The organism is Methylocystis sp., from assembly GCF_050251305.1.
Lineage (GTDB): Bacteria > Pseudomonadota > Alphaproteobacteria > Rhizobiales > Beijerinckiaceae > Methylocystis.
Genome location: NZ_JBFWNB010000008.1, coordinates 30430 through 52677, shown reverse-complemented (window position 1 = coordinate 52677; position 22248 = coordinate 30430). Strand labels below are relative to the sequence as shown.

Here is a 22248-nt window from a genome sequence, read left to right as displayed (position 1 = left end):
GGCGCGGCGATGAAAAAGATTCTGTTCCTGACTTTTTGCGCGTTTCTTGGCGCGGCGACGTCGCTGCGCGCGGAAACGCCGCCGGTCTTCGACCGCGTCCAACGCGCCGACGGCGCGCGCGTCGCGCCCGACAGATTTTTGCGCGCCTATGATCCGGTGACGCTCTTCTTCTCGAGAGACACGGGACCGAAGACCGGCGGCGTGGAGGATTCGCCGCAGAAATATGTGACGATGACGCCGCAGCCCGCCGGCGAATGGCGCTGGCTCGGTCCGCGCGCCCTGCAGTTTCGCCCCGCCGACGCCTGGAAGCCGCTCTCGCGCCTGAACGTCAAGCTGGGCGCTGCGGAAACGCAACTCGTCGCGCTGCTGCCGACGCCGCGTTCGACCAATCCCACTGAGAGCGCCGATCCGCAGCTCGAACTGACGCAGATCGCCCTCGCCTTCGCCGAACCGGTCGACGTCGACGCCTTGACGCGGCTGCTGACGATCGAAGTTCGTCCTTCGCCGGGCGTATCGCCGCAGGGCGGCCAGACGCTGAGCGCTTCGGCCTATGAAATCCGGCCGCTCGAGCGCGGCGCGCGCGCCGAGGATCAGACTTATGTCATTCGCTTCCGCGAAAGGATCGCCGACGGCCGCGTGGCGATCCTGCGGCTGCGCCTTTCCGACGAAGCCGGGCTGGACGACCAGACTTATGAACTGCGGTTGCGCACGGCGCCGCCCTTTGCGGCGACGGAGGCGAGCTGCGGCCGCGGCTGGAACGACGATCGCGGCGAAAACATTCTGCGCTGCGTTTCCTATCTCGTGGCGCCGGAAAGCAGCGACGAGGACAGCGCTGCGCCGCCCTACTCCGCTGCGAGCAAGCGGCAGCTCACGCTCGCTTTCAACGCGACGCCCGAGACGCTCGATATTCTGCACGCGCGCGAGGCGCTGCGGATCACGCCGCCCGTCGACGATCTTGCCGTCGAAACCGACGGCAAGCGGCTGCGCGTCGTCGGGAAATTCCTGTCGGATCGAGTCTATGAGCTGTCGATCGCCGAGGGCGCGCTGAAAGACTCGCAGGGCCGCGCGCTGGCGAGCGCGTTCGCGCAGCGTTTCGCCTTCACCCGCGACGCCCCGGCGTTGCGCTGGGACGCAGGCTATGGCGTCGCCGAGCGGCTCGGTCCGCAAATTCTGCCGCTGCGCGGCCGCGGCTATGACCGCACCGACATCCGCATCCACGCCATCGATCCTCTGTCGCGAAATTTCTTCCCCTTCCCTGCGCATGGCGTCGAGACAGGCGATTCCGACGCGCCGCCTCTGCCGGGCAACGAGCCGAAGTCCTGGAGCGAGACGGCGAACATCGAAGCCGACGCGATCAAGGAGCGCATCAAGTCGCTGGGATCGCCGGCAGTCTCGCGCCTCGTCGATCTGCCGATCCGCCGCAACGGCCCCGACGCGAAATTCGGCGTCGATCTTAAGGAGGATTTCGCCAAGATCAGCGGCCGCGATCAGCCGGGAACCTATCTCGTGGGCCTGCGCGCGGTCGACGAGGACACGCGCCGCTGGCTGCGCGTGCAGATCACCGATCTCTCGCTGTCGGCAGTCGAAGAGCCGACGCGGGTGCGTTTCGCGGTCACGTCGCTCGCGACGACGCAGCCTGTCAGCGGCGCGCAAATTCGCGTGGAAGGCGTCAAGGACGAGAAATTCGTCACGCTTGCGAGCGGAACCACCGACGCTTCGGGCTTCTACTCCTGGACGCCGGACAAGCGCGGCGGCGGCGCCGCGCGCCGGATCGTCGTCAACAAGGGATTGGACACGCTCGTCGTCGATCCGAACAGCGCGCCTTCTGAATATTCGCGGGAAATCTGGTCGAAGCCGGAATCGGAATGGCTCGCCTGGACAAGCGAGGCGGACCAGCCGCGCGCCGAAAAACCGCGAACGCTCTGCCATCTCTTCTCGGAACGGCCGATCTATCGCCCTGAGGAAGCCGCGCATATCAAAGGCTTCGTGCGCAGCTATCGCGGCGGCGCGCTGAGTCTGACCAAGACTGGCGGAACGCTCGTCGTGACAGGCCCAGGCAATCAGGAATGGCGGATTCCGGTGAAGCTCGACGCCTCCGGCGGCTTCTATCATAAATTCGACGCGCAAACGCCGGCGACGGGCGACTATTCGGCGCGGTTCGAACCGGATGCGCCTCAGAAAGCCAAGAAGCCGGAGGGGCAGAAGAGCGAAACCGACGAAGCGGCCGAGGGGGAAAGCGAAGCGGTCGAGACCGCGCAGGATGTTTCCTGCGGCCAGTTCACCTTCAAGAAAGAAGCCTATCGTCTGCCGACCTTCGAAGTCGTGCTCAACGCGCCGCAGACCGTGGCGCTCGACGGGACCTTCGACGTCGATCTCCTCGCCCGCTATTTCGCTGGAGGACTCGCGGCCGAGCGGCCCGTCAAATGGCGCGCGGCGCAATTTCCGCATGTCTTCACGCCGCCAGGTCGCGAGGGCTTTCTGTTCTCGACCGATGCGCGCTTCTCGGGCGACGGCAAGTTCAAATCGACCGCGGTGCTGGAGCGCGATCAGCGCACCGACGCAGGCGGCGCCGCGCGCATGACCTTCGACACGACGATCGAGCCGACGGCGCAGCCGCGCCGCTACTCCATCGAAGCGACGGTGACGGGCGACGATGGCGTCGAAGTGCGCAATGTGCAGAACGTGATCGCGCTGCCGCCCTTCGTGCTCGGCGTCAAGACGCCGCGCTATGTGGAGCGTCCCGGCGCCTTGACGCCGGAGCTCATCGCCATCGACGGCAAGGGCGACCCGGTCGTCGGCCTGGAGATGACGCTGCGGCTCATTAAGCGCAGCTGGATTTCGACGCTGCAGGCCTCCGACTTCGCCCAGGGCGCGGCGAAATATGTCACGCAGGCGCAGGACGACGTCCTGATCGAACGCAAGGTGACGAGCGCCAAGGAGGCGCAGAAGGTTCAACTCGAGGCCCGCGACGCCGGCGTCTATGTCGTGCAGTTGGAGGCCTATGACAGGCTCAAGCGCCGGCAACAGGTGAGCGTCGACTTTTTTGTCGGCGGCGACACGCCGGTCACCTTCGCGCGGCCGCCGGCGGAATCCGCGACGATCGCCGCCAACAAGGACAAATATGCGCCGGGCGAAACGGCGACGCTGATCATCCAGTCGCCGTTTCAGAATGCGCGCGCGCTGGCCATCGTCGAACAGCCGGGCGGCGTCTACGACTATAGTTTCGTCGACATCGCCAACGGTTTCGGCCGCTTTACGCTGCCAGTCAGGAAAGAGCAGACGCCGAAGCTCGCCGTGCATTTCCTGATCATGCGCGGACGGCTGAAGGACGCGCCGCCGCAGCCGACGGCGAGTTTCGATCAGGCCAAGCCCGTCACCATCGCGGCGACGAAATGGGTCGAGGTGACGCCGGTCAAGAACATCGTCAATGTGAAGCTCGACCATCCGTCCAAGGCGCGCCCGGGCGAGGCCATCGAGGTGGCGCTGCGGATTTCGGATGACGCGGGCAAGCCGCTGTCCGGCGAGGCGACCTTCTGGATGGTCGACCAGGCGGTGCTGTCGCTTGCGAAGGAACGGCCGCTCGATCCGCTGCCCGATTTCATCGTCGAGCGCGAAACAAAAATGGCGGCGCGCGACACGCGCAACATGGCCTTCGGCGTCATTCCGCTCGAGGAGATCGCCGGCGGCGACGGCGACGAACTGCAGGAATGGGGCGCGGAGAACAATATTTCCGTGCGCAAGAATTTCACCCCGGTGCCGATCTATCTGCCGAGCGTGAAGATCGGCCCCGACGGCGTCGCCAAAATCAAGGTGCAGCTGCCCGACACGCTGACCGTGTTCAAGCTGCGCGCCAAGGCCGTGAGCGGGCCCGACCGCTTCGGCGCCGCGGGCGGCGAAATGCTGATCCGCCAGGCGCTGGTCGCGCAGCCGGCGCTGCCGCGCTTCATTCGGCCGGGCGACTCCTTCGATATCGGTCTGGTCGCCCGTATCGTCGAAGGGCCCGGCGGCGCGGGCAAGGCGGCGATCTCGGCGCCGACGCTGACGCTCTCCGGCGACGCAAGCCGCAAGATCGACTGGACGCAGAACAAACCCGTGCGCGTCGATCTGCGCGCGCAGGCGCCGGCCCAGCTCGCAGGCGAAGCGGCGCTCGGCTTCCGCATCGAGCGCGACGCCGATCATGCGAAAGACGCCGTCGAAATCGCTTTGCCGGTGAAGGACGACCGCGAGGCGACGCGGCGCTTCGAACTGGTCGAGATCGCCCCGGGCGAAACCAAGACGCTTTCTCCCACAGGCGCGCAGGCGCGGCCCGGCACGTTCACGCGCGAGACGATCGTCGCCGCGGATCCCTCGCTCGTGAAGCTCGTCGCCGGATTAAACGCCCTCGTCGAATATCCCTATGGCTGCACCGAGCAACGCCTGTCGCTCGCGCGCGGCGGATTGGCGCTCAAGAGCTTCGCGCCGATTCTTGCCGCCGCAGGGCTCGAGGACCAGGTCTCCGCCAATGTGAAATCGACGGCGCAGATCATCGATCAGTCGATCGACGCCGACGGGCTCGTCGCCTTCTGGCCGCGCGCGCGCGGCACCGTGTCGCTCACCGCCTGGGCCTATGATTTCCTTGCGCGGGCCGAGCGCGCCGGGGAGCCGATCGACAAGAGCCTTTCGGATCGTCTCGCCAAAATCCTGAAACTGTCGTTGCGCTCCGATTATCCGCGACTGCTGTCGGGCGACGAATTGCGCGAACGCGTCGAAGCGCTTGCGGCGCTCGCCGAAGGCGGCAAACTCGACGAATCCTATGTCGCCGAATTTGCGCGCCGGGCAGACTTCTTGCCCAATATCAGCGTCGCGCAAATGGCCTCCGCCGCCGCGCTTCTCCCTAATGTCGATCAGCGCGCGCTCGCCGGGCTCGTCGACACGATGTGGAGCCGCGTCAAATTCGCCAGCCGCAATGGCGTGCAGGTCTATGCCGGACAGGCGGCGGAAAGCGCTTCGCCGATCATTCTGCCTTCTGAAACGCGCAGCCTCGCCGAAATGGTGCGCGCCGCGGCGCTGACGGCCTCCGGGGATCCGCGCGCCAATGCGCTGCGCGACGCGCTGCTGCGGCTGGGCGAAGGCGACGGCTGGGGCACGACCAACGCCAATGCGGCCGCGGTCGAAGCGCTCGCCGAAGGTTGGCGGCGGCCGGTCACGCCGATCGCCGTGACCGTCAATGACGACGGCGCGGATCGTGCGCTCACGCTCGACGCCAAGACCCCGGTGGCGCGGCATCTGTCGAACACCGACGCGCCGCTGAAGATCGCCAACGGCTCCAATGCGCCGATCGTCGCGATGATCGAGACGCGCTACACGCCGGTCGAACCTGGCGCGAAAGCTCAGCCGACGAGCGACGGCTTTGCCGTCACGCGGCAGAGCTGGCGCATCGAAAGCGGCAAGGCGCCCGAGAAGATCGAAGATCGCGACGGCGCGCTGCGGCTGAAGCAGGGCGACCTCATCGAGGAGACCGCGGAAGTGGTCAACCCCGAGGATCGCACGCATGTCGCGATCTCGATCCCGCTCGCCGCGGGCTATGAGCCGCTCAACCCCAACATCGCGACGGCGCCGGCCGAAGCGCAGCCCTCATTTGCGCCGACGCTGCAGCCGAGCTGGGTCTCCTTCGGCGACGACCGCATATTCTACGCTTACGATTCGCTGCCGAAGGGAACCTACCGCTTCGCGTTTCGCCTGCGCGCGCAAACGGCGGGCGCTTACACCCAGCCGCCCGCGGTTGTCGACGCGATGTACAAGAAAGGGCTTCGGGCGACGAGCGCCGGCGCGCGCGTGGAGATTGGGAAATAGGCGCATGTCGAGTCGATTCGCGCGAAGGATCGTCGCTGGCCTTCTTGCGGCACTGGCCGCAGGCGCCGCCTGGCTCTCGCATGAGGCGCTGTCGCGCGCTGAACTCGTGGCGCCGTGGGCAAGCGCCATCGTTTACGACCGCAACGGCGCCTTTCTGACGCAGATCGGCGAGACCTCCAAAGCCGCGCATGGCGGTTACGGCTACTGGCCGCTCGCCGCCATTCCGCAACGCGTGGCGCGCGCGACGCGCGCTCTGGAAGATCGCCGCTTCTACGATCACCCCGGCGTCGACGCGCGGGCGCTGCTGCGCGCCGCATGGCGCAATCTGACCTCGCGCGGCCGACGCGAAGGCGCGTCGACGATCGCCATGCAGGTCGCGCGGATGCAGACGGAACGGCCGCGCACCCTCGCCGAAAAGCTCATGCAGGCGGCGACGGCGTTCGCGATCGTCGCGCGTCACGGCCATGACGCGACGCTCGCCCATTATCTGCGGCTCGCGCCCTATGGCCTCAACGGGCACGGCGTCGGCTACGCCGCGCGCTTCTATTTCGACAGGCCGGTCGAAGACCTCTCCTGGGCGCAGGCGGCGTTGCTCGCCGCCATCCCGCAATCGCCGGGGCGGATGAACATCACGCGCGCGAGCGGCCTCAGACTGGCGACGGCGCGGGCGCGGCATGCCCTTGCGCGGCTCGAAGAGGAAGGCGCGCTCGACGCCGCGCAGGCGGCGCTGGCGCGCGTGGAGCTCGATCATATGCGGCCGCTCGACGCCAAGCGCCGTCCCGAGACGCTGCATCTGGCGCTGCGCTACGAAGCGCTGGCGCGCGAGGGCCTGGCGCGGCCGCGCGCGGACGACGATCGGCGCATCCAAGCGACGATCGATATGGACGTCGAACGGGACGTCCTGCGCCTCGCGCGCCGCTATCTTTCGAATTTCCGCCGCCGGGGCGCGCGACAGGTCGCCGTCATGGTCGTGGAGCGCGGAACCAACGCGGTCATCGCCGACGTCGGCTCGTCGGACTATAGCGATCCACAAGCGGGCGCATTCGATTTCACCCGCGTCCGTCGGTCGCCCGGTTCAACGCTAAAGCCCTTCATCTATGCGCTGGCGTTCGAGCGCGGCGTTCTCAAGACGACCGATCTCGTCAACGATATTCCCGAAGGCGCCTCAGGCGTCTCCAACGCCGACGGACTCTTTCTCGGGCCGCTGACGCCGCGTCAGGCGCTCGCCAATTCCCGCAACGTGCCGGCGACGAATCTGCTGCGGCGCGTCGGCCTCGAGGCGAGCTTCAATTTCCTGCGCGATCTCGGCCTGCACGATCTCGAAACGCCGGCGGAGAGTTTCGGGATTTCCATGGCGATCGGCGCGCTGCCGACCAGGCTCGAAGATGTGATGCGCGCCTATGCCGCGCTCGCCGACGACGGACTGATGCGCGAGCTTGCGTTCACGCGCGACGAAGCGCGACGTCCGGCGCGGCGCGTGCTGTCGCTCGACAGCGCGCGGCTGATCGCCTCGATGCTGGCCGACCCGCAAGCGCGGCTTCCGTCCTTTCCGCGTTACGGGCCGCTGGAATATCCCTTCGCCGTCGCCGTGAAGACCGGGACATCGCAAGGCTATCGCGACGCCTGGACGATCGCCTTTTCGCACAAATTCATTGTCGGCGTATGGCTCGGCCGCGGCGACGCCGGCCCGATGCGCGCGATGACGGGCGTTTCATCCGCGGCGCGGCTCGCCCACGCCGTGCTCGCGAAGCTGCATGACGCCAAGCCCGGCGACATCGCGCCGGAAACCTTCGCGCCGCCGCCCGATCGCATCGCCATCGACCTCTGCCGCGCCGGCGGCGCCGGCGATTGCGCGCAGACGCTGCGCGAATGGGTGAAGCCGGCGGAGATGCGGCAAGCGGAGACCCTGCAGCTCAGTCCGGCTCAGCCGCCGCGCATGGATGATGCGCCCCATTCTCAAACGGCTGGCGCCGCGCCGCTCGTGATCGCGACGCCGGAACACAACACGCATATCTGGCGAAACCCAGAGCAGCCGGCGCGCTTGAATCGTCTCGCGTTGAAACTCGCGCCATCAGGCGCGGAGGCGCAGATCGTCTGGACGATTGACGGCGAGCCCTTCGCCACGGCGCAGGCGGACGAGACCGTGTTCTGGCCGATGACGCCCGGCGCGCATCGGATTCAGGCGCGGCTGGCGCTCGCGCCGGTCGCATCGCGCGCGGTGAAGATCGTGATCGAGTGAGCTTGGGCGGCCGTCGTTGCAGAGCGCAACACGGCGCCGGAAGCCTCGTAGACGAGACTGACGGTCGCTGCCGTTCCCGTCGTCCCCATTGGTGCGCGTGGAAGTCGTCTCTCCGTCGATCGACAAGGCATCACGGTGAGGCGCTCATTAGCATCAGCATCCGAAATATCAGTATTAGAATAATGCTCGAAATAGCTAAAGGCGTCCAGAGATTCTGATAAGCGTCCACAAGCTGACAAGATAGCGCATTATTTTTACCGCATAGAAATAAAACTTTGTCTCCTGCTTTTAGGCGAAGATTCCCCGCATTTACTTTCACAGTTAACTGCTCACATCCATCAGAATACAGTACCAGCAACTCATACAAATAATTATTGTCACTGTACAATTCGCCTTTACAGTTAAGCACAACGCCTTCGCACTTTTTCCAATTGCGTAATCGAAAGGAGTATGTAACAATTCTGTACAATGACCATGTGAGACCCACTGACGCAAAAATTAGGAAAGCGACTAGTTGCAGCTCATTGGACATTTTCGATACTCTCTCATTCCGCTTTTTATCTGGCCCGCGCAGCAGCTTTTGCGGTCACTGGCCAGAGCGAGTCGGAACGCGCGCAACGAACGGCCACCTGTCTCAAGGCCGGACTTCCTAGCTTGGAAATGTCAGCCATCGTCATCCTCCAAATCAGCAGGAATTCCGGCGGAGCCATACAGCGTGGCCGGATCGCCGGCTTCGTATTCTCGAATTTTCGTTTCGAAAAACTCTGCCAAACTATTGCGCAGATCGCGCGTGTCTCGCCCGCCAACGACGTTGCGAAAATTCCAGCGTCCCGAACACGTCGTGATTTCGCCTAACAGATGCGCTTGCGTCCACATCATGTGCAGCGGATTTACGCCCCAATGGGGATTTTCGAATCCGGTCAACATGGGGCGCCAAAAGCTCAACCCAAATTCGCGCTTGCGGATGCGGGCTTCGTTGGGGCGCAGCGCTGATATCGGATCCATGTCCCATCTCAGATTCGGGCAATTGGCGATGAGGAATTCGCCAAACGCAATGCCGACATCAAACAGGACGTTGCAGCCGGCGCCGTCCCCGCGCCAAGGCGGATCATAACTGAAGTAGCTGTATTCAACCGTGCGGTTCGGAAGCAGCAGCCCTACATATTGAAACATCCACCGGTTCAGCGCTTCCACGCCTCGTTGCGTTGGCCCTATCGCCACGCCAAATTCGTCTTTGAGCCACCTCGAGAAAAACGCGACCCGTTCTTTGCGAACGCGCATGAAATACTCGAAATTCTCCTGCGCCTTCGCTTTCGGCAGCAAGCGTTCTTCAACCTTGTGCGGCGGATCGTAAAGCGGATAGTCCTTGAGCAGGCGATCCAGCTTTTTCTTTCGCAACCACATCAGCGGCAGGAGCATGGCGGCTTCTCGCGATTAGCAGCGCTGCGCACGCCGCGAAAGGAAGGGACGGGCGTCGCCCTGGGGAAGCATCGTTTTGAATCGGTCAGATCAATACGCCAATTTTCGCCAACTTCACTCGACGCCAATCTTGTAGATGTCCGCGCCTTTCAGGCCGGCCGCTTTGTAGGAATCTTTCACGAACTGGTCGCAGTAGACGCGCCCATCCATCTCGACAATTCGGAATAGATGCGCGGCGCCAACCGCTTCAGGCTTGAGGTGCACATAACGGTCTGAAATCGTCTGATACGTTGGAAAGCCGTCCGGCTCGATCCGAACCTTGACGTTCGTCGATTTGTCGACGTCGATTACGTCCCGTCCGAAAAGCACCCGGGTGACCGAACAGAGCCAATATTCCGGCCCCGCTTCGCCCGACGACCATTCGGTGTCGCATTTGCGATACTCGCAGGCCCCCGGATCGACCCGTTCCAGAAAGGCCTTCATCGCGGATGTGACGAACCAGAGGCCATCCTGAGCCTCGACGTCCCGCGCCGGGCGGCCGAACTTCTTGTCGAACAGGAGCCGCGGCGGCTCCCGATAGTCCGGAAGTCGCCAGGGGTGACGCGTCAGCTGCGCATAGCCATCCGGCCAGCCAGGCTCGGCAAGCAGCGAACCGCATGCCTGCAGACGCTCCTCGTTCACCAGCTCGAAGAATGGCGGCCGCACAGTGAGCGCCGCGCTGAACCTGTAATATTGCGGCGCCTTCGGTTTTCGTCCGCGCATGCGCCGAGTCTCCGCTGCAATTTCAGCCGCCTGCATCACGCGCCGCCCTTCCCCTGAAAATGAAGGCGATAGACCGATTGCCCGGGGATGAAGCCAGACGTTTCATGCCGCACGACGATCTTTGTCGCCGCGTCCGGCCCGATCGTATCGCCGTCCTTGATGACAGGCCCCGCTTCGATCAGGTAACCGGCGAGATCGAGCATCAAGCCGTTGAGCTGGCGCGGGTCGCCCTTAAAACCTCCGGCTTCGATTTCCATGAGGCCGAAGGCGGCGAGTCCGCGCGTCACGCCCGACACGCCGCCGTCGGCGTCGCGGCTGAGCTTGATCGCCACGCAAAACGGAACGGGCGGCTTCCGGTCGCCCGGCGCGATGTTTTCTGCGACAAGCGCCGCCGGCCAAAGCGAGTCGGAACGCGCCCAATGAATGGCAAGAGCGTCTCAAGGCAGGACTTTCTCACTTGGATATGTCAATCATCGTCATCCTCCGCGCCGTGCTCGTCTGGCAGAGCCGCTATATCGATGCCGTGATCGCGGAGATAGCGCATTCTTAGACTGCCGTTATTATAGACGTCTAACACGACGTCGAATCTCAACGCCGGATAGCGTTCTATGTTCTGAATACTCAACCCCAACTCCCCGAAATACCTCTTCCGTCCTTCGTAAGTAATCCCTTTGCGCATTTGAGCCGCGCAGTATTTAATGTCGGACAGTGGATCTACGGCAATTAATGGATCTACAAATCCCGTGATTTCTGGACGTTGCAATCCTGAGCCGAAATCGTTCTTCAATTCTTTGATGTCCTTCTCAGTGAACGCTGGCGAAGCCGGCCCCATTTCCCATCTGAGTCTTGCGCAATTCGCAATAATGGATTCTCCGAACATAACGCCAGCGTCGAACACCACATTGCAGCCCGTCCCATCGCTGGTCCACGGCGGATCATACCTGAAATAGCTGCGATATACTGTCTCAGTGGGAAATAATAGTCCGCCGTAGCGTATTAGCCATCCACCGAGCGCCATGGCGCCCTTCCGATCGGACGTGAATTTCACGTCGAAATTCTCTTCAAGCCAGATCGAGAAAAACGCGACCCGTTCTTTGCGAACGCGCATGAAATACTCGAAATTCTCCTGCGCCTTCTCTTTCGGCAGCACGCGCTCTTCAACCTTGTGCGGCGGATCGTAAAGCGGATAGGCATCGAGGAGGCCCTCGAGTTTTTTCTTCCGCAACCACATCAACGGCAGGAGCATGGCGGCTTCTCGGCGACCGGATCGACCCGCTCCAAAAAGGCTTTCATCGCGGATGTGACAAACCAGAGACCGTCCTGCGCCTCGACGTCCCGCGCCGGGCGGCCGATTTTTTTGTCGAACATAAGCAGCGGCGGCTCGCGATAGTCCGGAAGCCGCCAGGGATGGCGCGGCAACTGCGCATAGCCATCCGGCCAGGCCGGGTGGGCGAGGATCGAACCGCAGGCCTGCAAGCGCTCCCTATTCGCCAACTCGAAGAAAGGCGGCCGCACATTGAGCGCCGCGCGGAACCTGTAATATTGAGGCGCTTTGGGTTTTTGTCCGCGCAGGCGCCGAGTCTCCGCCGGAACTTCAGCCGCTGACTGCGTCATGCGCCGCCCTTCCCCTGAAAATGAAGGCGATAGACCGATTGCCCGGGGATGAAGCCAGACGTTTCATGGCGCACGACGATCTTTGTCGCCGCGTCCGGCCCGATCGTGTCGCCGTCCTTGATGACAGGCCCCGCCTCGATCAGATAGCCGGCGAGATCGAGCATCAAGCCGTTGAGTTGGCGGGGGTCGCCTGCGAACCCTGCGGCTTCGATTTCCATGAGGCCAAAGGCAGCGAGTCCGCGCGTCGCGCCCGACACGCCGCCATCGGCGTCGCGACTGAGCTTGATCGCCACGCAAAACAAAACAGGCGGCTTCTCGTCGCCGGGCGCGATGGTTTGGGCGACGAGCGCCGCCGGCCAAAGCGAGTCGGAACGCGCCCAATGCACGGCCAGAGCGTCTTTCGTCGCGTCAATGACCGCGGCGACCAGTTGCCCGAGCAACGCCGCGCGGCCAAAATCTTGCGATACAAGCGAGAGTTTCAATAGCGGAGACTCTGATATATGACGCTCTCCAGTAATTCGCTTAGCAGAACAGCATTGTTATCAGGTTACGCTAGAACTATCGTCTTTCTTGCATATTCGTACCCCTCGATAGATCGCTATAATATTCGACACAAGCACGGCCAAGATCGATAATAAAAGAGGAATCATACAAAATTCTCCTACCAGCGTTCTAATCGACCCGCTATCCAGAAATAGGCGAATATGTTGCTGAAAATCAAGAGCCATAAAGTAAAAAACGATCCCAAACAGCAGCAGCGAGCCTAGGTATACTGACGCCAGCACGAGCGCAAGCTGAGCCCGAGAAAGCCTCCTACCGCCCCTTAAGAACGACAAATACAGAGCGTCCACCCGGGAAAATATTACGCAGAGCGACAAAATGAAAGCAGCAATAAAGTACAAGACAACTGCATGATAAAAAAAATCAAAATTAACTCCTGTCCCGCCATATATAACATTGAATATATAAAGCAACATCACGAAAACAGCCACAGAACCAAAGATGCATAACTGAACCGATTTCGTATGTGAGGTATAGACGCCCACTCATCGTCCTCCAGTTTTGAATTCGGCCAGCGAGGAGAATCGAGCATGCCCTTCCTGGCGTCCCTCGCTCGCAATCTTGATGAAAGGCGGCCGCCCTGTATGAGCAGATCGGAGGTCCTACAGCGTTAGGCGGAAAATTTCGACAGGGACGCAGCCAATAACTCAAATTCATCTTTATTTAAATAGTGCCTGCACACTACATCGCTTTCACTAATAGTCATGATACCAAAATAGCCGTTTTTATTTTTACGACATTCGATAGTTAGGTGCCACTCTCCGTTCATTGAAAACTCACCTTTACTATGGATTCTTATTTCCTTTAAGAGTTCGCTATTCTCTCTTGGATCTGAGAAGATGGAGGACAGCCACCGTCTAAAGGAGAGAGCCACGTCGTTGCTCCAAGCGAATTGCCAAATGCAAACTTCATTGTCACACGCCCTCGAGCCTCTTAATCACTCAGCAGCGACCGGCGCGTGAATTCGCCCCGCAAGGAGCGCGCCTCGCGAGCGAGCCATTCGCGCACAACATTTTTACGATTGTGGAACGCCGCACGCGATCCCATGAACCATCGTCGACAAACGACGGCGAACCCTTCACGACGGCGCAGGCGAACGAGACTGTGTTCTGGCCGATGACGCCGGGCGCGCATCGCAATCAGGCGCGGCTGGCGCTCGCGCCGGTCGCGTCGCGTGCGGTGAGGATCGTGATCGAGTGAACGGACAAATCGCCAAATGCGGGAATCGAAGTAGATGGTTCTCAGTTGCAGCGCTAGTTTGATGGCGAATTAGCGATTGAACATTGACCGGTGCGCCATGGACAACAAAGTCGTGAGCATTATGGCCGGGCTCGTTATAGCGTTCGTTGTGCTTGCGGCGTCTTCCATGGCTCAGGTTGTGTTCGAGCCGGTGATCTTTGCGATATTCATCATCGCGCTGATCTGGCCGCTGCAGAAAGCGCTCGCGTCCAGAATGCCAAAAGCCTTGGCGCTCCTGATTACCATTGTCGTGACGCTTGGCGTCGTTGTCGCGCTGACGTCGATGATCGTCTGGGGCGCCGGCGAAATCGCGGACTGGATTCGTCACAACCTCGTGAAGATTGGAGCGACATTCCGCAACTCCACGAAGTGGCTGGAGGATCACGACATATTCGTGATGTCGCATGTGACGGAAAATTTCGATGCCGCTTGGTTGATCGGCTTTCTGAGAGCCGTCGCGACAAGGATCAACGTTCTTGTTGGCTTCTCGCTTCTGGTCTTCATCTTCTTGGTCATGGGCCTCGTCGAAACAGAAGATTTTCAAAATCATATCGCGACGTTGAAAGACCAGGAAACCAGTCGTCGTCTGTTGATGGCCAGCCAGTCGATTGCGCGGAAATTCCGCAAATATATGATTGTGCGCACAATTGCGAGCATCGTTACGGGCGTCGCAGTCGCCGGTTTTGCTCTGCTGATGGGACTCGAGCTTGCGGCAGCTTGGGGAAGCCTAGCCTTCGCGCTTAACTATCTACCATATATCGGCGCGTTGATCGTTACTGTTTTACCGGCGTTGTTTGCTCTTGTTCAATTCGAATCCTGGCAAACCGCGATGCTCGTGCTCGTTACCCTCGCTGCACTTCAATTTGTCATCGGCAGCTATCTTGAGCCGCTGATTTCGGGTTCGGCGTTGGCGATTTCACCATCCGTCGTGACATTTGCCGTCGTTCTCTGGACCTTCTTGTGGGGCCTCCCGGGAGCTTTCATTGGCGTCCCGCTGGCGATCGCTTTTCTCACGCTCTGCGCGCAGTTTCCGTCAACTCAGTGGATCGCCACGATGTTCTCTGGAACATCGCGAACACGGTCGTTGCCGGACTGACTGAAACGAACTGTCAGGAGGGCTCGATTTTTTGCACTCAAAAAACTTGATCCCCTTAAACGAGATTTCGCCTTAGGGTTGTTTCTTTCCGGCCCTACAGAGCTCGGCGCTTATTCCCCGGAACAGCGGGTTTCTCCCTGACGAGTCGCAGGCTTTTTCAATTTCTCGCTGGTCGAAAAAAGCATTGCCGTCTCTTGTTATGAACAAAGAGTCGTCAGAATATATGATCTCATAGGTGAGCGGATCACGTAAGGAACGCACATATTTCAGCGGCTTGCAGAACGTAAGTGTAATTGGCTCATTGGTGTTCTTGTCGTAACGCCGTCCGCACTCCGCGATCGAAAATCTATCCCCATTTATCTCGGCCCTATAGCGTGTTACATAATGATTTATATTATATGGTCTAACCGTCTCGCTCGCGTCTTTCAGATATTTTCCTTCCTCGCAATTCGACCATACCGGCCCATTGTATTGATCCTGCATCGGCCCCTCTTGGACCGCAAAGCCATTAATCGGCGCGAGACTTTCAGAATTGCCATTCCGAACAACGTGAATGTCACCCCCATGACCGACAGACTCAACAGTGGAGCCGTCGAGATTCAGAAACGTTGTGTCGTCAGGAGCGTAATAGACGCCAAAATAACTTATTATATTTCGGTTCTTTGACGATTTCTGAAAAACACATCCCACGGAGAAATGACTCCGTGACGACGACTTTCTTACATATGAGAAGAGTTCAACTTTATTGCCATTCCAACGGTACGACCATGGCTTCGCGCGATCAAAACATTCATGAAGAATGGAGTCTTGGTTAGCGCGGTAAGATTTACAGATCGAATAAAAATCCTCCGCCTGAGCGTAACTGGGCGAGCCTTGCAGCAGTAAGGCCAGGCCAGACCAAATGACGGGACTGCGCGTCATCCGGTAGACCCAGAGATTAATTCGATCTCCCGACGCCAAGGCGGCATCCCCCGGAAACTCCTCGCCGGCCCGTCATGGCGATCGCCAGCGTCGATTCAGTTGTCGGGGGTGGCAAGACGATTCTCTCGCGCGTCGTTTTCGTTTCGAGGCCGCACGGCGGCGACCGGGGAACTAATTCACGCCGCCGCGAGGATCGCGGGCGCAATGCAGTGGCACCCAGCAATCGAGCCCTTGGCGCGGAACACTTTCCAAGAAACGGATAGGAACGACTAATCGAGCTTTCCCTCACAGACGTGGAACGCCTCGCTCACCCCGGCGTGGCGATGCGCTCGATTTCCGCGCCGCAGCCCGAAAGCTTCTTCTCCAGCCGCTCGAAACCGCGATCGAGATGATAGACGCGGTTGATCGTCGTCTCGCCGCGCGCGGCGAGCGCCGCGATGACGAGGGAGACGGAGGCGCGCAGGTCGGTCGCCATCACCGGCGCGCCGTCGAGATGATCCGCCCCCGTGACGATCGCCGTATCGCCTTCCAGCCTGATCTGGGCGCCGAGCCGCGCAAGCTCCTGCACATGCATGAAACGGTTCTCGAAAATCGTCTCGGTTATGCGCGAAACGCCCTTGGCGCGCGTCATCAGCGCCATGAACTGCGCCTGCAGATCGGTCGGGAACGCCGGGAACGGCGCGGTTTCGACGCTGACGGGCGAAATGCCGGCGCCGTTGCGCGTCACCCGCAGCCCCTCATTGGTCTCCGTCACGCTGGCGCCCGTCGCCGCGAGCGCATCGAGCGCCGCCTGCATGATGTCGGCGCGCGCGCCGGCGAGAAGAACGTCGCCGCCGGTCATCGCCACCGCCATGGCGTAGGTGCCCGCTTCGATGCGATCCGGCATGACGGCGTGCCGCGCGCCGTAAAGCGAACCGACGCCCTCGATCTCGATCGTCGACTGGCCGGCGCCCTTGATGCGCGCGCCCATTTTCACCAGGCAGTCGGCGAGATCGACGACTTCAGGCTCGCGCGCCGCGTTGCGCAACACGGTGGTTCCACGCGCAAGCGACGCCGCCATGAGGGCCGTATGCGTGCCGCCGACCGTGACTTTCGGGAAATCGATCTCGGCGCCGACGAGGCCGTTCTTGGCCGTGGCGACGGCGTAACCATTCTCGATGTCGATCTTCGCGCCGAGCTTTTCCAGCGCCATCAGCAGGAGATCCACCGGACGCGTGCCGATGGCGCAGCCGCCGGGCAGCGAGACGCGCGCCTCGCCCATGCGCGCGACGAGCGGCGCGAGCACCCAGAAGCTCGCGCGCATGCGCGACACCAGTTCATAGGGCGCGGTCGTGTCGACGATCTCGCGCGCGGTGAGTTGGACCGTGCGGCCGGCGTCGACGGAATCGCCGGCGCGCTTGCCGGCGATGGCGTAATCCACGCCGTGATTGCCGAGGATGCGCTCGAGCAGCGTCACATCCGCGAGGAGCGGCATGTTGGCGAGCGTCAAGGTCTCGCGCGTCAGGAGCGACGCGATCATCAGCGGCAAGGCGGCGTTCTTCGCGCCCGAGATGGGGATCACGCCATTCAGCGTCGTTCCGCCGACGATCTTGATCTTGTCCATCACCCCTCGCTGTCGGTGTTCGGCTCCCGGCCGCTTTTCGCCTGCGTCTCCCGCAGCGCGCGTTCGCGCGCCTTGCGTCGGGCGAGATTGGCGCGCAACGCGGCGGCGAGCGCAGCCTTCTTCTGCGCGCGGCTAGGTTTCGGACCAAAATCCGCCCCTTTTTGGGCGCCCTTTCGCTGCTCGTCGTCTCTGTCGGACATTTCCCGCCACCGCGACTGGTAAGCCCTTGGGCTACTAAGGGCTTTTTCATGAGATCGGCAAGACGCGCCGCTTCAACGCGCTGCATGCTTTGTGGAGGCGGCGCCTCGGATCGCCCCGCGCGTCATCGACCCAATCGATGATCGAAACGCCGGGAAGTCGGCGTCCGAATCATGCGACTGTCTCCGCGGCAAGACGCGGGTCAGGCTACGAAATCGCCCGCACGACGAGCGTCGCATTGATGCCGCCAAAGGCGAACGAGTTCGAAAGCGCGACGCGAATCGGCATCTCGCGCGCGACATTCGGAATGGCGTCCACCTCGCATTTCGGATCCGCCTCGAGGAAATTGATCGTTGGCGGCGCGATTTGATCGCGCAGAGCGGCGATCGTCACCGCAAGCTCCAGTCCGCCGCTTGCGCCCAGCGCATGGCCATGCACGGGTTTCGTCGAGGACACCGGCGGCGGCCTGTCGCCGAAGACGGCGCGCATCGCCTGCGATTCGGTGATGTCGTTGGCGTAGGTCGCCGTGCCATGCGCGTTGAGATAGTCGACGTCTCCAGGCTCCAGTCCGGCGCTTTCGAGCGCAAGCCGCATGCAGCGCGAAGGGCCTTCAACATCGGCGCGCAGCGGGTCGAAGGCGTCGCTCGTCGTGCCGTAACCCGCGAGTTCGCAGAGCGGCGTCGCGCCGCGCGCCTGCGCCGCGTCCAGCGTCTCGAGCAAGAACACTGCGGCGCCTTCGCCAAGCGTCATGCCATTGCGCTTTTGCGAGAACGGACGGCAGAGATCCGGGGTGAGAACGCGCAGCGCCTCCCAGGAATGGATCGAACCGTTGATCACGCAGGCTTCGGCGCCGCCGACGACCGCCCGGTCGGCGCGGCCGGCGCGCAACATTTCGAAGGCTTCGCCAATCGCCTGCGTCGCCGACGAACAGGCGGAGGCGAGCGCGAAGGTCGGCCCCTTGGCGCCGTAGCGCATGCCGAGTGTCGTCGGCGCCGCGCTCGGGATGAGGCGCGGCACGGTCAGCGTGTCCGGACGGCCCTCGAGCTTGTATTCGAGATAGGCGTTGTTATCGATCGTAGTGGCGCCGCCGATGCCGGTGCCGATGATGACCGCGGTGCGCGGCCCGCCGGCCTGCTTGCGCTCGAACCCGGCCTGCGCCAGCGCCTCGTCCGCGGCGACGATCGAGAACTGGGTGAAGGGATCGCAATAGGGCAGCAGTTCGGCTTCAATATAGGCGGCAGGATCGAAATCTGGCACCTGCGCCGCTATCTTGATGCGCCCGCTATAGGGGCGCGCCGATTTTAGCGGCCGCACGCAGGACACGCCGTCGCGCGCCGCGCGCCACAGCGCCGTCGCGCCAACGCCGGCCGCCGACACCGCGCCCATTCCGGTAATGACGATTCTCCGCGCGGCGTCTTGTTGCGGCATCGGTCTTCAATCCTTTTGCTCGATGTCGATCACGCGCGGCCGCGCATCGATCTGAAATGCTCTTTCAGGTTTAATAAACGACGCGCGCCGACGTCAAACCGGGCTCGCGAATTTGCGCGGCGGCGCCGCCGCGCAAGCCCGCTAACCGCCGTCGCCTTTGGATATCCCCGCTAGCCGAGCAGCTTTTTCAGCTCGGCGCGCAGACCGTCGGCGACATCCGGACGGGCCAGGCCGAAAGCGATATTCGCCGCGAGAAAGCCAAGCTTGGAGCCCGTGTCATAGGTGCGGCCGTCGAAGCGCACGGCGTGGAAAGGCTGCGTCCGCGCAAGATCGATCATGGCGTCGGTCAGCTGAATTTCTCCGCCGGCGCCTTTCTCATGTTTTCCAAGCGACGCGAAAATGTCCGGCTCGAGAATATAACGGCCAGAAATGATGAAATTGCTGGGCGCCGTTCCCTGCGGCGGCTTCTCGACCATGCCGGTGATTTCGAATGTCGCGCCGTAATCCTTGCCGCGCGCGACAATGCCGTATTGATGCGTCTCTTCCGGCGCCACTTCTTCGACCGCAATGATGTTGCCGCCATGTTGTTCGTAGGCCGCAACCGCCTCGGCGAGACACCGCGCGGTTTTGCCGGGGGCGGCAAGCGTGATCATGTCGGGCAGAAGCACAGCGAAAGGCTCGTCGCCGATGATGTCGCGCGCGCACCAGACGGCGTGGCCGAGGCCCAGCGGCGCCTGCTGGCGGGTGAAGCTCGTCGCGCCGGCGGCCGGCAGGTCTGACATCAGAGCTTCATATTCTTTGGACTTGTTGCGCCGACGCAGCGTGTCCTCGAGCTCATAGGCCATGTCGAAATGATCTTCGATGGCCGCCTTGCCGCGCCCGGTGACGAAAACGAAATGTTCTATTCCCGCTTCCCGCGCCTCATCGACCACATGCTGCACGACCGGGCGGTCGACGACCGTCAGCATCTCCTTCGGCACGGCCTTGGTGGCGGGCAGAAATCGCGTGCCGAGGCCGGCGACGGGGAAAACAGCCTTGCGAATGCGCTTGTTCATGAACAGGCCCGTTGAGAGTTGAGACGGCGATGGCGTAATAGCGGCGAATCGCTCCAGAAGCGACTCGTCGCGCCGTCGCCGGATGGCGTCTTGAACCGGGGGCGTTTAGCACGATTTGTCCGCTGCGTAGAGTGCGTGGCGTCAGACGGCGCAAAGGCGCCGAGGCGTCAGTCCCGCCACGTCAAGATCAGGCGAAGATTCAACAGGAAGGTTGCAGCATGACGGTTCTGGTGACGGGCGGCGCCGGCTATATCGGCAGTCATACGGTTCTCGAACTGCTCGACGCTGGCGAATCGCCGCCCATCGTGCTCGACGACCTGTCGACCGGCTTCCGATGGTCCGTTCCCGACGGCGCGGCGCTCGTCGTCGGCGATTTCGGCGACGCAGACCTCGTCGCCGATCTGATCGAACGCCATGGCGTCGATGAGATCATCCATTTCGCCGCGAAGATCGTGGTTCCCGAGTCCGTCGCCGATCCGCTCGGCTATTATCTCAACAATACGGCGAAAGCGCGCAGGCTGCTCGCGACAGCCGTGGCGCGCTGCGTAAAACGCTTCATCTTTTCGTCGACCGCCGCCGTCTATGGCGATCCGTTGCATAATCCGGTGACCGAAGACGAGTCCCTCAAACCGGTCTCGCCCTATGGGCGGTCGAAGCTGATGGTCGAGTGGATGCTGGAGGACACGGCGCGCGCGCACGGGCTCTCCTATGCCGCCTTGCGCTACTTCAACGTCGCCGGCGCCGATCCGAAAGGGCGTTCGGGGCAGTCGACGCCGAACGCCACGCATCTCATCAAGGTCGCCGTGCAGGCGGCGCTCGGCCTGCGCCCGAAACTTCAGGTGTTCGGCGACGACTATCCGACGCCGGACGGCACATGCGTGCGCGACTATATTCAGGTCAGCGATCTTGCGCGCGCCCATCTCGACGCGTTGCGCCATTTGCGCGACGGCGGCGCCAATCTCGTCGCCAATTGCGGCTATGAGCGCGGCTTTTCGATTCTCGAAGTGATCGACTCGGTGAAGCGCGTGTCGGGCGTCGATTTCGAGGTCGAAATGTCGCAACGCCGGCCGGGCGACCCGGCGGCGATCGTCGCCGCAAACGCGCGCATTCGCCGGACCCTCGGCTGGACGCCGCGACACGACGATCTCGACGCAATCGTTCGTCAGGCGCTCGAATGGGAAAAACGTCTGATGGCGCGCGCGGCCGATACAGAGGCGGTTTGATCCCGCGCGCCGACCCAGACCCAATAAACTTAAGTCAACGATGAAGTTTCTATTGTCTCCCCCGCCGGGGAATGATAGTTAAGCAAATGCCTAAGCGTTCGGAGCGCCTCGATCTCATGTTCTCGGCGCTCGCCGATCCGACGCGGCGCGCCATGATCGAACGCCTTGCGCGCGGACCGGCGAATGTCAGCGAATTGGCGAAACCACTCAAAATATCTCTTCCCGCGGTCATGCAGCATTTGCAGACGCTGGAGCACAGCGGGTTGGTGACGAGCCGCAAGATCGGACGCGTGCGCACCTGCCGCATCCAGCCGAAACGGTTTGACGCGGTGCAGGCGTGGCTCGCCCGACAACGCGCGGAATGGGAAGCGCGTTTCGATCGCCTGGACGCATTTTTGGAGACAAGCGAGGAAAAGGATGAACGATCAAAGCCTCGATCTTGAAATTTCGCGCTTTCTGAACGTCCCCCGGTCGCGCGTCTGGCGGGCCTGGTCCGATCCGACGCTGCTGAAGGAATGGTGGTGCCCCCGCCCCTGGACAACGGAAGTGCGCGCCTTCGACTTTTTTCCCGGCGGCGCCTTTCACGCCTTCATGCGCGGCCCCGACGGCGGCGAAAGCGACAATCCGGGCTGCTTTCTCGATATTGCGCCGCGGGAGCGCATCGTCTTCACCTCCATGCTGCGCGGCGGCTGGCGCCCCGCCTCGCCCTGGCTCGCATTCACCGCGATTGTGACCATGGCCGACGAAGGCTCGGGCACGCGCTATGTCGCGCGGGTCATGCATAAGGACGACGCCGAGCGCCGGCGACATGAGGAGCTGGGATTCTTCGACGGCTGGGGCATATGCGTCACGCAGCTCGAGGCACTCGCGCAAAAAATTTCCTGAACGCCGCCTCCGACGCCGGCGCGACGGATTTTTTTTGTGATCCGCGACATGCTAAAGAGGGCGCACGGTCCCGTAGCTCAGCAGGATAGAGCAGCGGTTTCCTAAACCGAAGGTCAGGGGTTCGAATCCCTTCGGGACCGCCAATGAAATCAACAAATTAACGATGTTTTTCA

17 protein-coding genes and 1 tRNA gene are annotated in these 22248 nt (G+C 62.2%); 8 read left to right on the top strand and 10 right to left on the bottom strand.

Annotated elements, in window-relative coordinates; genetic code table 11:
* Nucleotides 1-9: 9 nt before the first annotated feature.
* Together AB7F41_RS04630 and AB7F41_RS04625 are read left to right on the top strand one after the other, a co-directional pair.
* Nucleotides 10-5832 carry an MG2 domain-containing protein gene (locus AB7F41_RS04630; RefSeq protein WP_428383530.1) on the top strand — a complete coding sequence of 1941 codons (5823 nt, stop codon included), beginning with the start codon at nt 10-12 and terminating at the stop codon, nt 5830-5832.
* A 4-nt stretch (nt 5833-5836) separates the two neighbouring features.
* The gene (locus AB7F41_RS04625) at nt 5837-8071 is read left to right on the top strand and encodes a transglycosylase domain-containing protein (protein ID WP_428383532.1); all 2235 of its coding nucleotides are present in this window, start codon (nt 5837-5839) and stop codon (nt 8069-8071) included.
* Nucleotides 8072-8734: 663 nt separating this feature from the next.
* Here the strand turns inward: AB7F41_RS04625 and AB7F41_RS04620 are convergent.
* From AB7F41_RS04620 to AB7F41_RS04595, 6 genes are all read right to left on the bottom strand, one after another.
* A complete protein-coding gene (locus tag AB7F41_RS04620; RefSeq protein WP_428383534.1) occupies nt 8735-9490 on the bottom strand; it encodes a hypothetical protein in 756 nt (251 codons plus the stop codon).
* A gap of 114 nt (nt 9491-9604) precedes the next feature.
* Nucleotides 9605-10252: an imm11 family protein gene (locus AB7F41_RS04615; protein WP_428383536.1), complete on the bottom strand. Its 648-nt coding sequence runs from the start codon at nt 10250-10252 to the stop codon at nt 9605-9607.
* A 35-nt stretch (nt 10253-10287) separates the two neighbouring features.
* Nucleotides 10288-10584, bottom strand: coding sequence for a DUF4261 domain-containing protein (locus AB7F41_RS04610; RefSeq protein ID WP_428383538.1), 297 nt, complete (start codon nt 10582-10584; stop codon nt 10288-10290).
* Between the two features lie 134 nt (nt 10585-10718).
* Entirely contained in the window at nt 10719-11498 is a 780-nt protein-coding gene (locus AB7F41_RS04605; RefSeq protein WP_428383539.1) for a hypothetical protein, read from the bottom strand.
* Entirely contained in the window at nt 11483-11866 is a 384-nt protein-coding gene (locus tag AB7F41_RS04600) for an imm11 family protein (protein WP_428383541.1), read from the bottom strand. Before AB7F41_RS04600 ends, AB7F41_RS04605 begins: the two co-directional genes overlap by 16 nt.
* Nucleotides 11863-12348 carry a DUF4261 domain-containing protein gene (locus AB7F41_RS04595; protein WP_428383542.1) on the bottom strand — a complete coding sequence of 162 codons (486 nt, stop codon included), beginning with the start codon at nt 12346-12348 and terminating at the stop codon, nt 11863-11865. Before AB7F41_RS04595 ends, AB7F41_RS04600 begins: the two co-directional genes overlap by 4 nt.
* A 1102-nt stretch (nt 12349-13450) precedes the next feature.
* Here AB7F41_RS04595 and AB7F41_RS04590 point away from each other — a divergent pair.
* Nucleotides 13451-13627 (top strand): hypothetical protein, encoded by a 177-nt coding sequence (locus AB7F41_RS04590; RefSeq protein WP_428383544.1) that lies wholly within the window; start codon nt 13451-13453, stop codon nt 13625-13627.
* A 97-nt stretch (nt 13628-13724) separates the two neighbouring features.
* A complete protein-coding gene (locus tag AB7F41_RS04585) occupies nt 13725-14762 on the top strand; it encodes an AI-2E family transporter (protein ID WP_428383545.1) in 1038 nt (345 codons plus the stop codon).
* A 1228-nt stretch (nt 14763-15990) separates the two neighbouring features.
* Here AB7F41_RS04585 and murA read toward each other — a convergent pair.
* From murA to galU, 4 genes are all read right to left on the bottom strand, one after another.
* The gene (gene murA / locus AB7F41_RS04580) at nt 15991-17286 is read right to left on the bottom strand and encodes a UDP-N-acetylglucosamine 1-carboxyvinyltransferase (RefSeq protein WP_428383547.1); all 1296 of its coding nucleotides are present in this window, start codon (nt 17284-17286) and stop codon (nt 15991-15993) included.
* A complete protein-coding gene (locus tag AB7F41_RS04575) occupies nt 17286-17486 on the bottom strand; it encodes a hypothetical protein (protein WP_428383549.1) in 201 nt (66 codons plus the stop codon). Before AB7F41_RS04575 ends, murA begins: the two co-directional genes overlap by 1 nt.
* Nucleotides 17487-17691: 205 nt before the next feature.
* Nucleotides 17692-18912 carry a beta-ketoacyl-[acyl-carrier-protein] synthase family protein gene (locus tag AB7F41_RS04570; RefSeq protein WP_428383551.1) on the bottom strand — a complete coding sequence of 407 codons (1221 nt, stop codon included), beginning with the start codon at nt 18910-18912 and terminating at the stop codon, nt 17692-17694.
* 170 nt (nt 18913-19082) lie between these two features.
* Nucleotides 19083-19967: a UTP--glucose-1-phosphate uridylyltransferase GalU gene (gene galU / locus AB7F41_RS04565; RefSeq protein ID WP_428383553.1), complete on the bottom strand. Its 885-nt coding sequence runs from the start codon at nt 19965-19967 to the stop codon at nt 19083-19085.
* 218 nt (nt 19968-20185) lie between these two features.
* Here galU and galE point away from each other — a divergent pair, with 218 nt between their 5' ends.
* From galE to AB7F41_RS04545, 4 genes are all read left to right on the top strand, one after another.
* Nucleotides 20186-21190: a UDP-glucose 4-epimerase GalE gene (galE, locus tag AB7F41_RS04560; RefSeq protein WP_428383555.1), complete on the top strand. Its 1005-nt coding sequence runs from the start codon at nt 20186-20188 to the stop codon at nt 21188-21190.
* Nucleotides 21191-21276: 86 nt separating this feature from the next.
* Entirely contained in the window at nt 21277-21633 is a 357-nt protein-coding gene (locus AB7F41_RS04555) for an ArsR/SmtB family transcription factor (RefSeq protein WP_428383557.1), read from the top strand.
* Nucleotides 21608-22075, top strand: coding sequence for an SRPBCC family protein (locus AB7F41_RS04550; protein ID WP_428383559.1), 468 nt, complete (start codon nt 21608-21610; stop codon nt 22073-22075). Before AB7F41_RS04555 ends, AB7F41_RS04550 begins: the two co-directional genes overlap by 26 nt.
* Nucleotides 22076-22141: 66 nt before the next feature.
* A tRNA-Arg gene (locus tag AB7F41_RS04545) sits at nt 22142-22218 on the top strand.
* Nucleotides 22219-22248: the final 30 nt, after the last annotated feature.

Bases quoted from the DNA above. Each gene is read 5' to 3' on its own strand.
- AB7F41_RS04630 (WP_428383530.1), top strand. From the start codon at position 10: ATGAAAAAGATTCTGTTCCTGACTTTTTGCGCGTTTCTTGGCGCGGCG.
- AB7F41_RS04575 (WP_428383549.1), bottom strand. From the start codon at position 17,486: ATGTCCGACAGAGACGACGAGCAGCGAAAGGGCGCCCAAAAAGGGGCG.
- AB7F41_RS04625 (WP_428383532.1), top strand. From the start codon at position 5,837: ATGTCGAGTCGATTCGCGCGAAGGATCGTCGCTGGCCTTCTTGCGGCA.
- AB7F41_RS04605 (WP_428383539.1), bottom strand. From the start codon at position 11,498: ATGCTCCTGCCGTTGATGTGGTTGCGGAAGAAAAAACTCGAGGGCCTC.
- AB7F41_RS04550 (WP_428383559.1), top strand. From the start codon at position 21,608: ATGAACGATCAAAGCCTCGATCTTGAAATTTCGCGCTTTCTGAACGTC.
- AB7F41_RS04585 (WP_428383545.1), top strand. From the start codon at position 13,725: ATGGACAACAAAGTCGTGAGCATTATGGCCGGGCTCGTTATAGCGTTC.
- AB7F41_RS04570 (WP_428383551.1), bottom strand. From the start codon at position 18,912: ATGCCGCAACAAGACGCCGCGCGGAGAATCGTCATTACCGGAATGGGC.
- galE (WP_428383555.1), top strand. From the start codon at position 20,186: ATGACGGTTCTGGTGACGGGCGGCGCCGGCTATATCGGCAGTCATACG.
- AB7F41_RS04615 (WP_428383536.1), bottom strand. From the start codon at position 10,252: ATGCGCGGACGAAAACCGAAGGCGCCGCAATATTACAGGTTCAGCGCG.
- AB7F41_RS04555 (WP_428383557.1), top strand. From the start codon at position 21,277: ATGCCTAAGCGTTCGGAGCGCCTCGATCTCATGTTCTCGGCGCTCGCC.
- murA (WP_428383547.1), bottom strand. From the start codon at position 17,286: ATGGACAAGATCAAGATCGTCGGCGGAACGACGCTGAATGGCGTGATC.
- AB7F41_RS04620 (WP_428383534.1), bottom strand. From the start codon at position 9,490: ATGCTCCTGCCGCTGATGTGGTTGCGAAAGAAAAAGCTGGATCGCCTG.
- galU (WP_428383553.1), bottom strand. From the start codon at position 19,967: ATGAACAAGCGCATTCGCAAGGCTGTTTTCCCCGTCGCCGGCCTCGGC.
- AB7F41_RS04600 (WP_428383541.1), bottom strand. From the start codon at position 11,866: ATGACGCAGTCAGCGGCTGAAGTTCCGGCGGAGACTCGGCGCCTGCGC.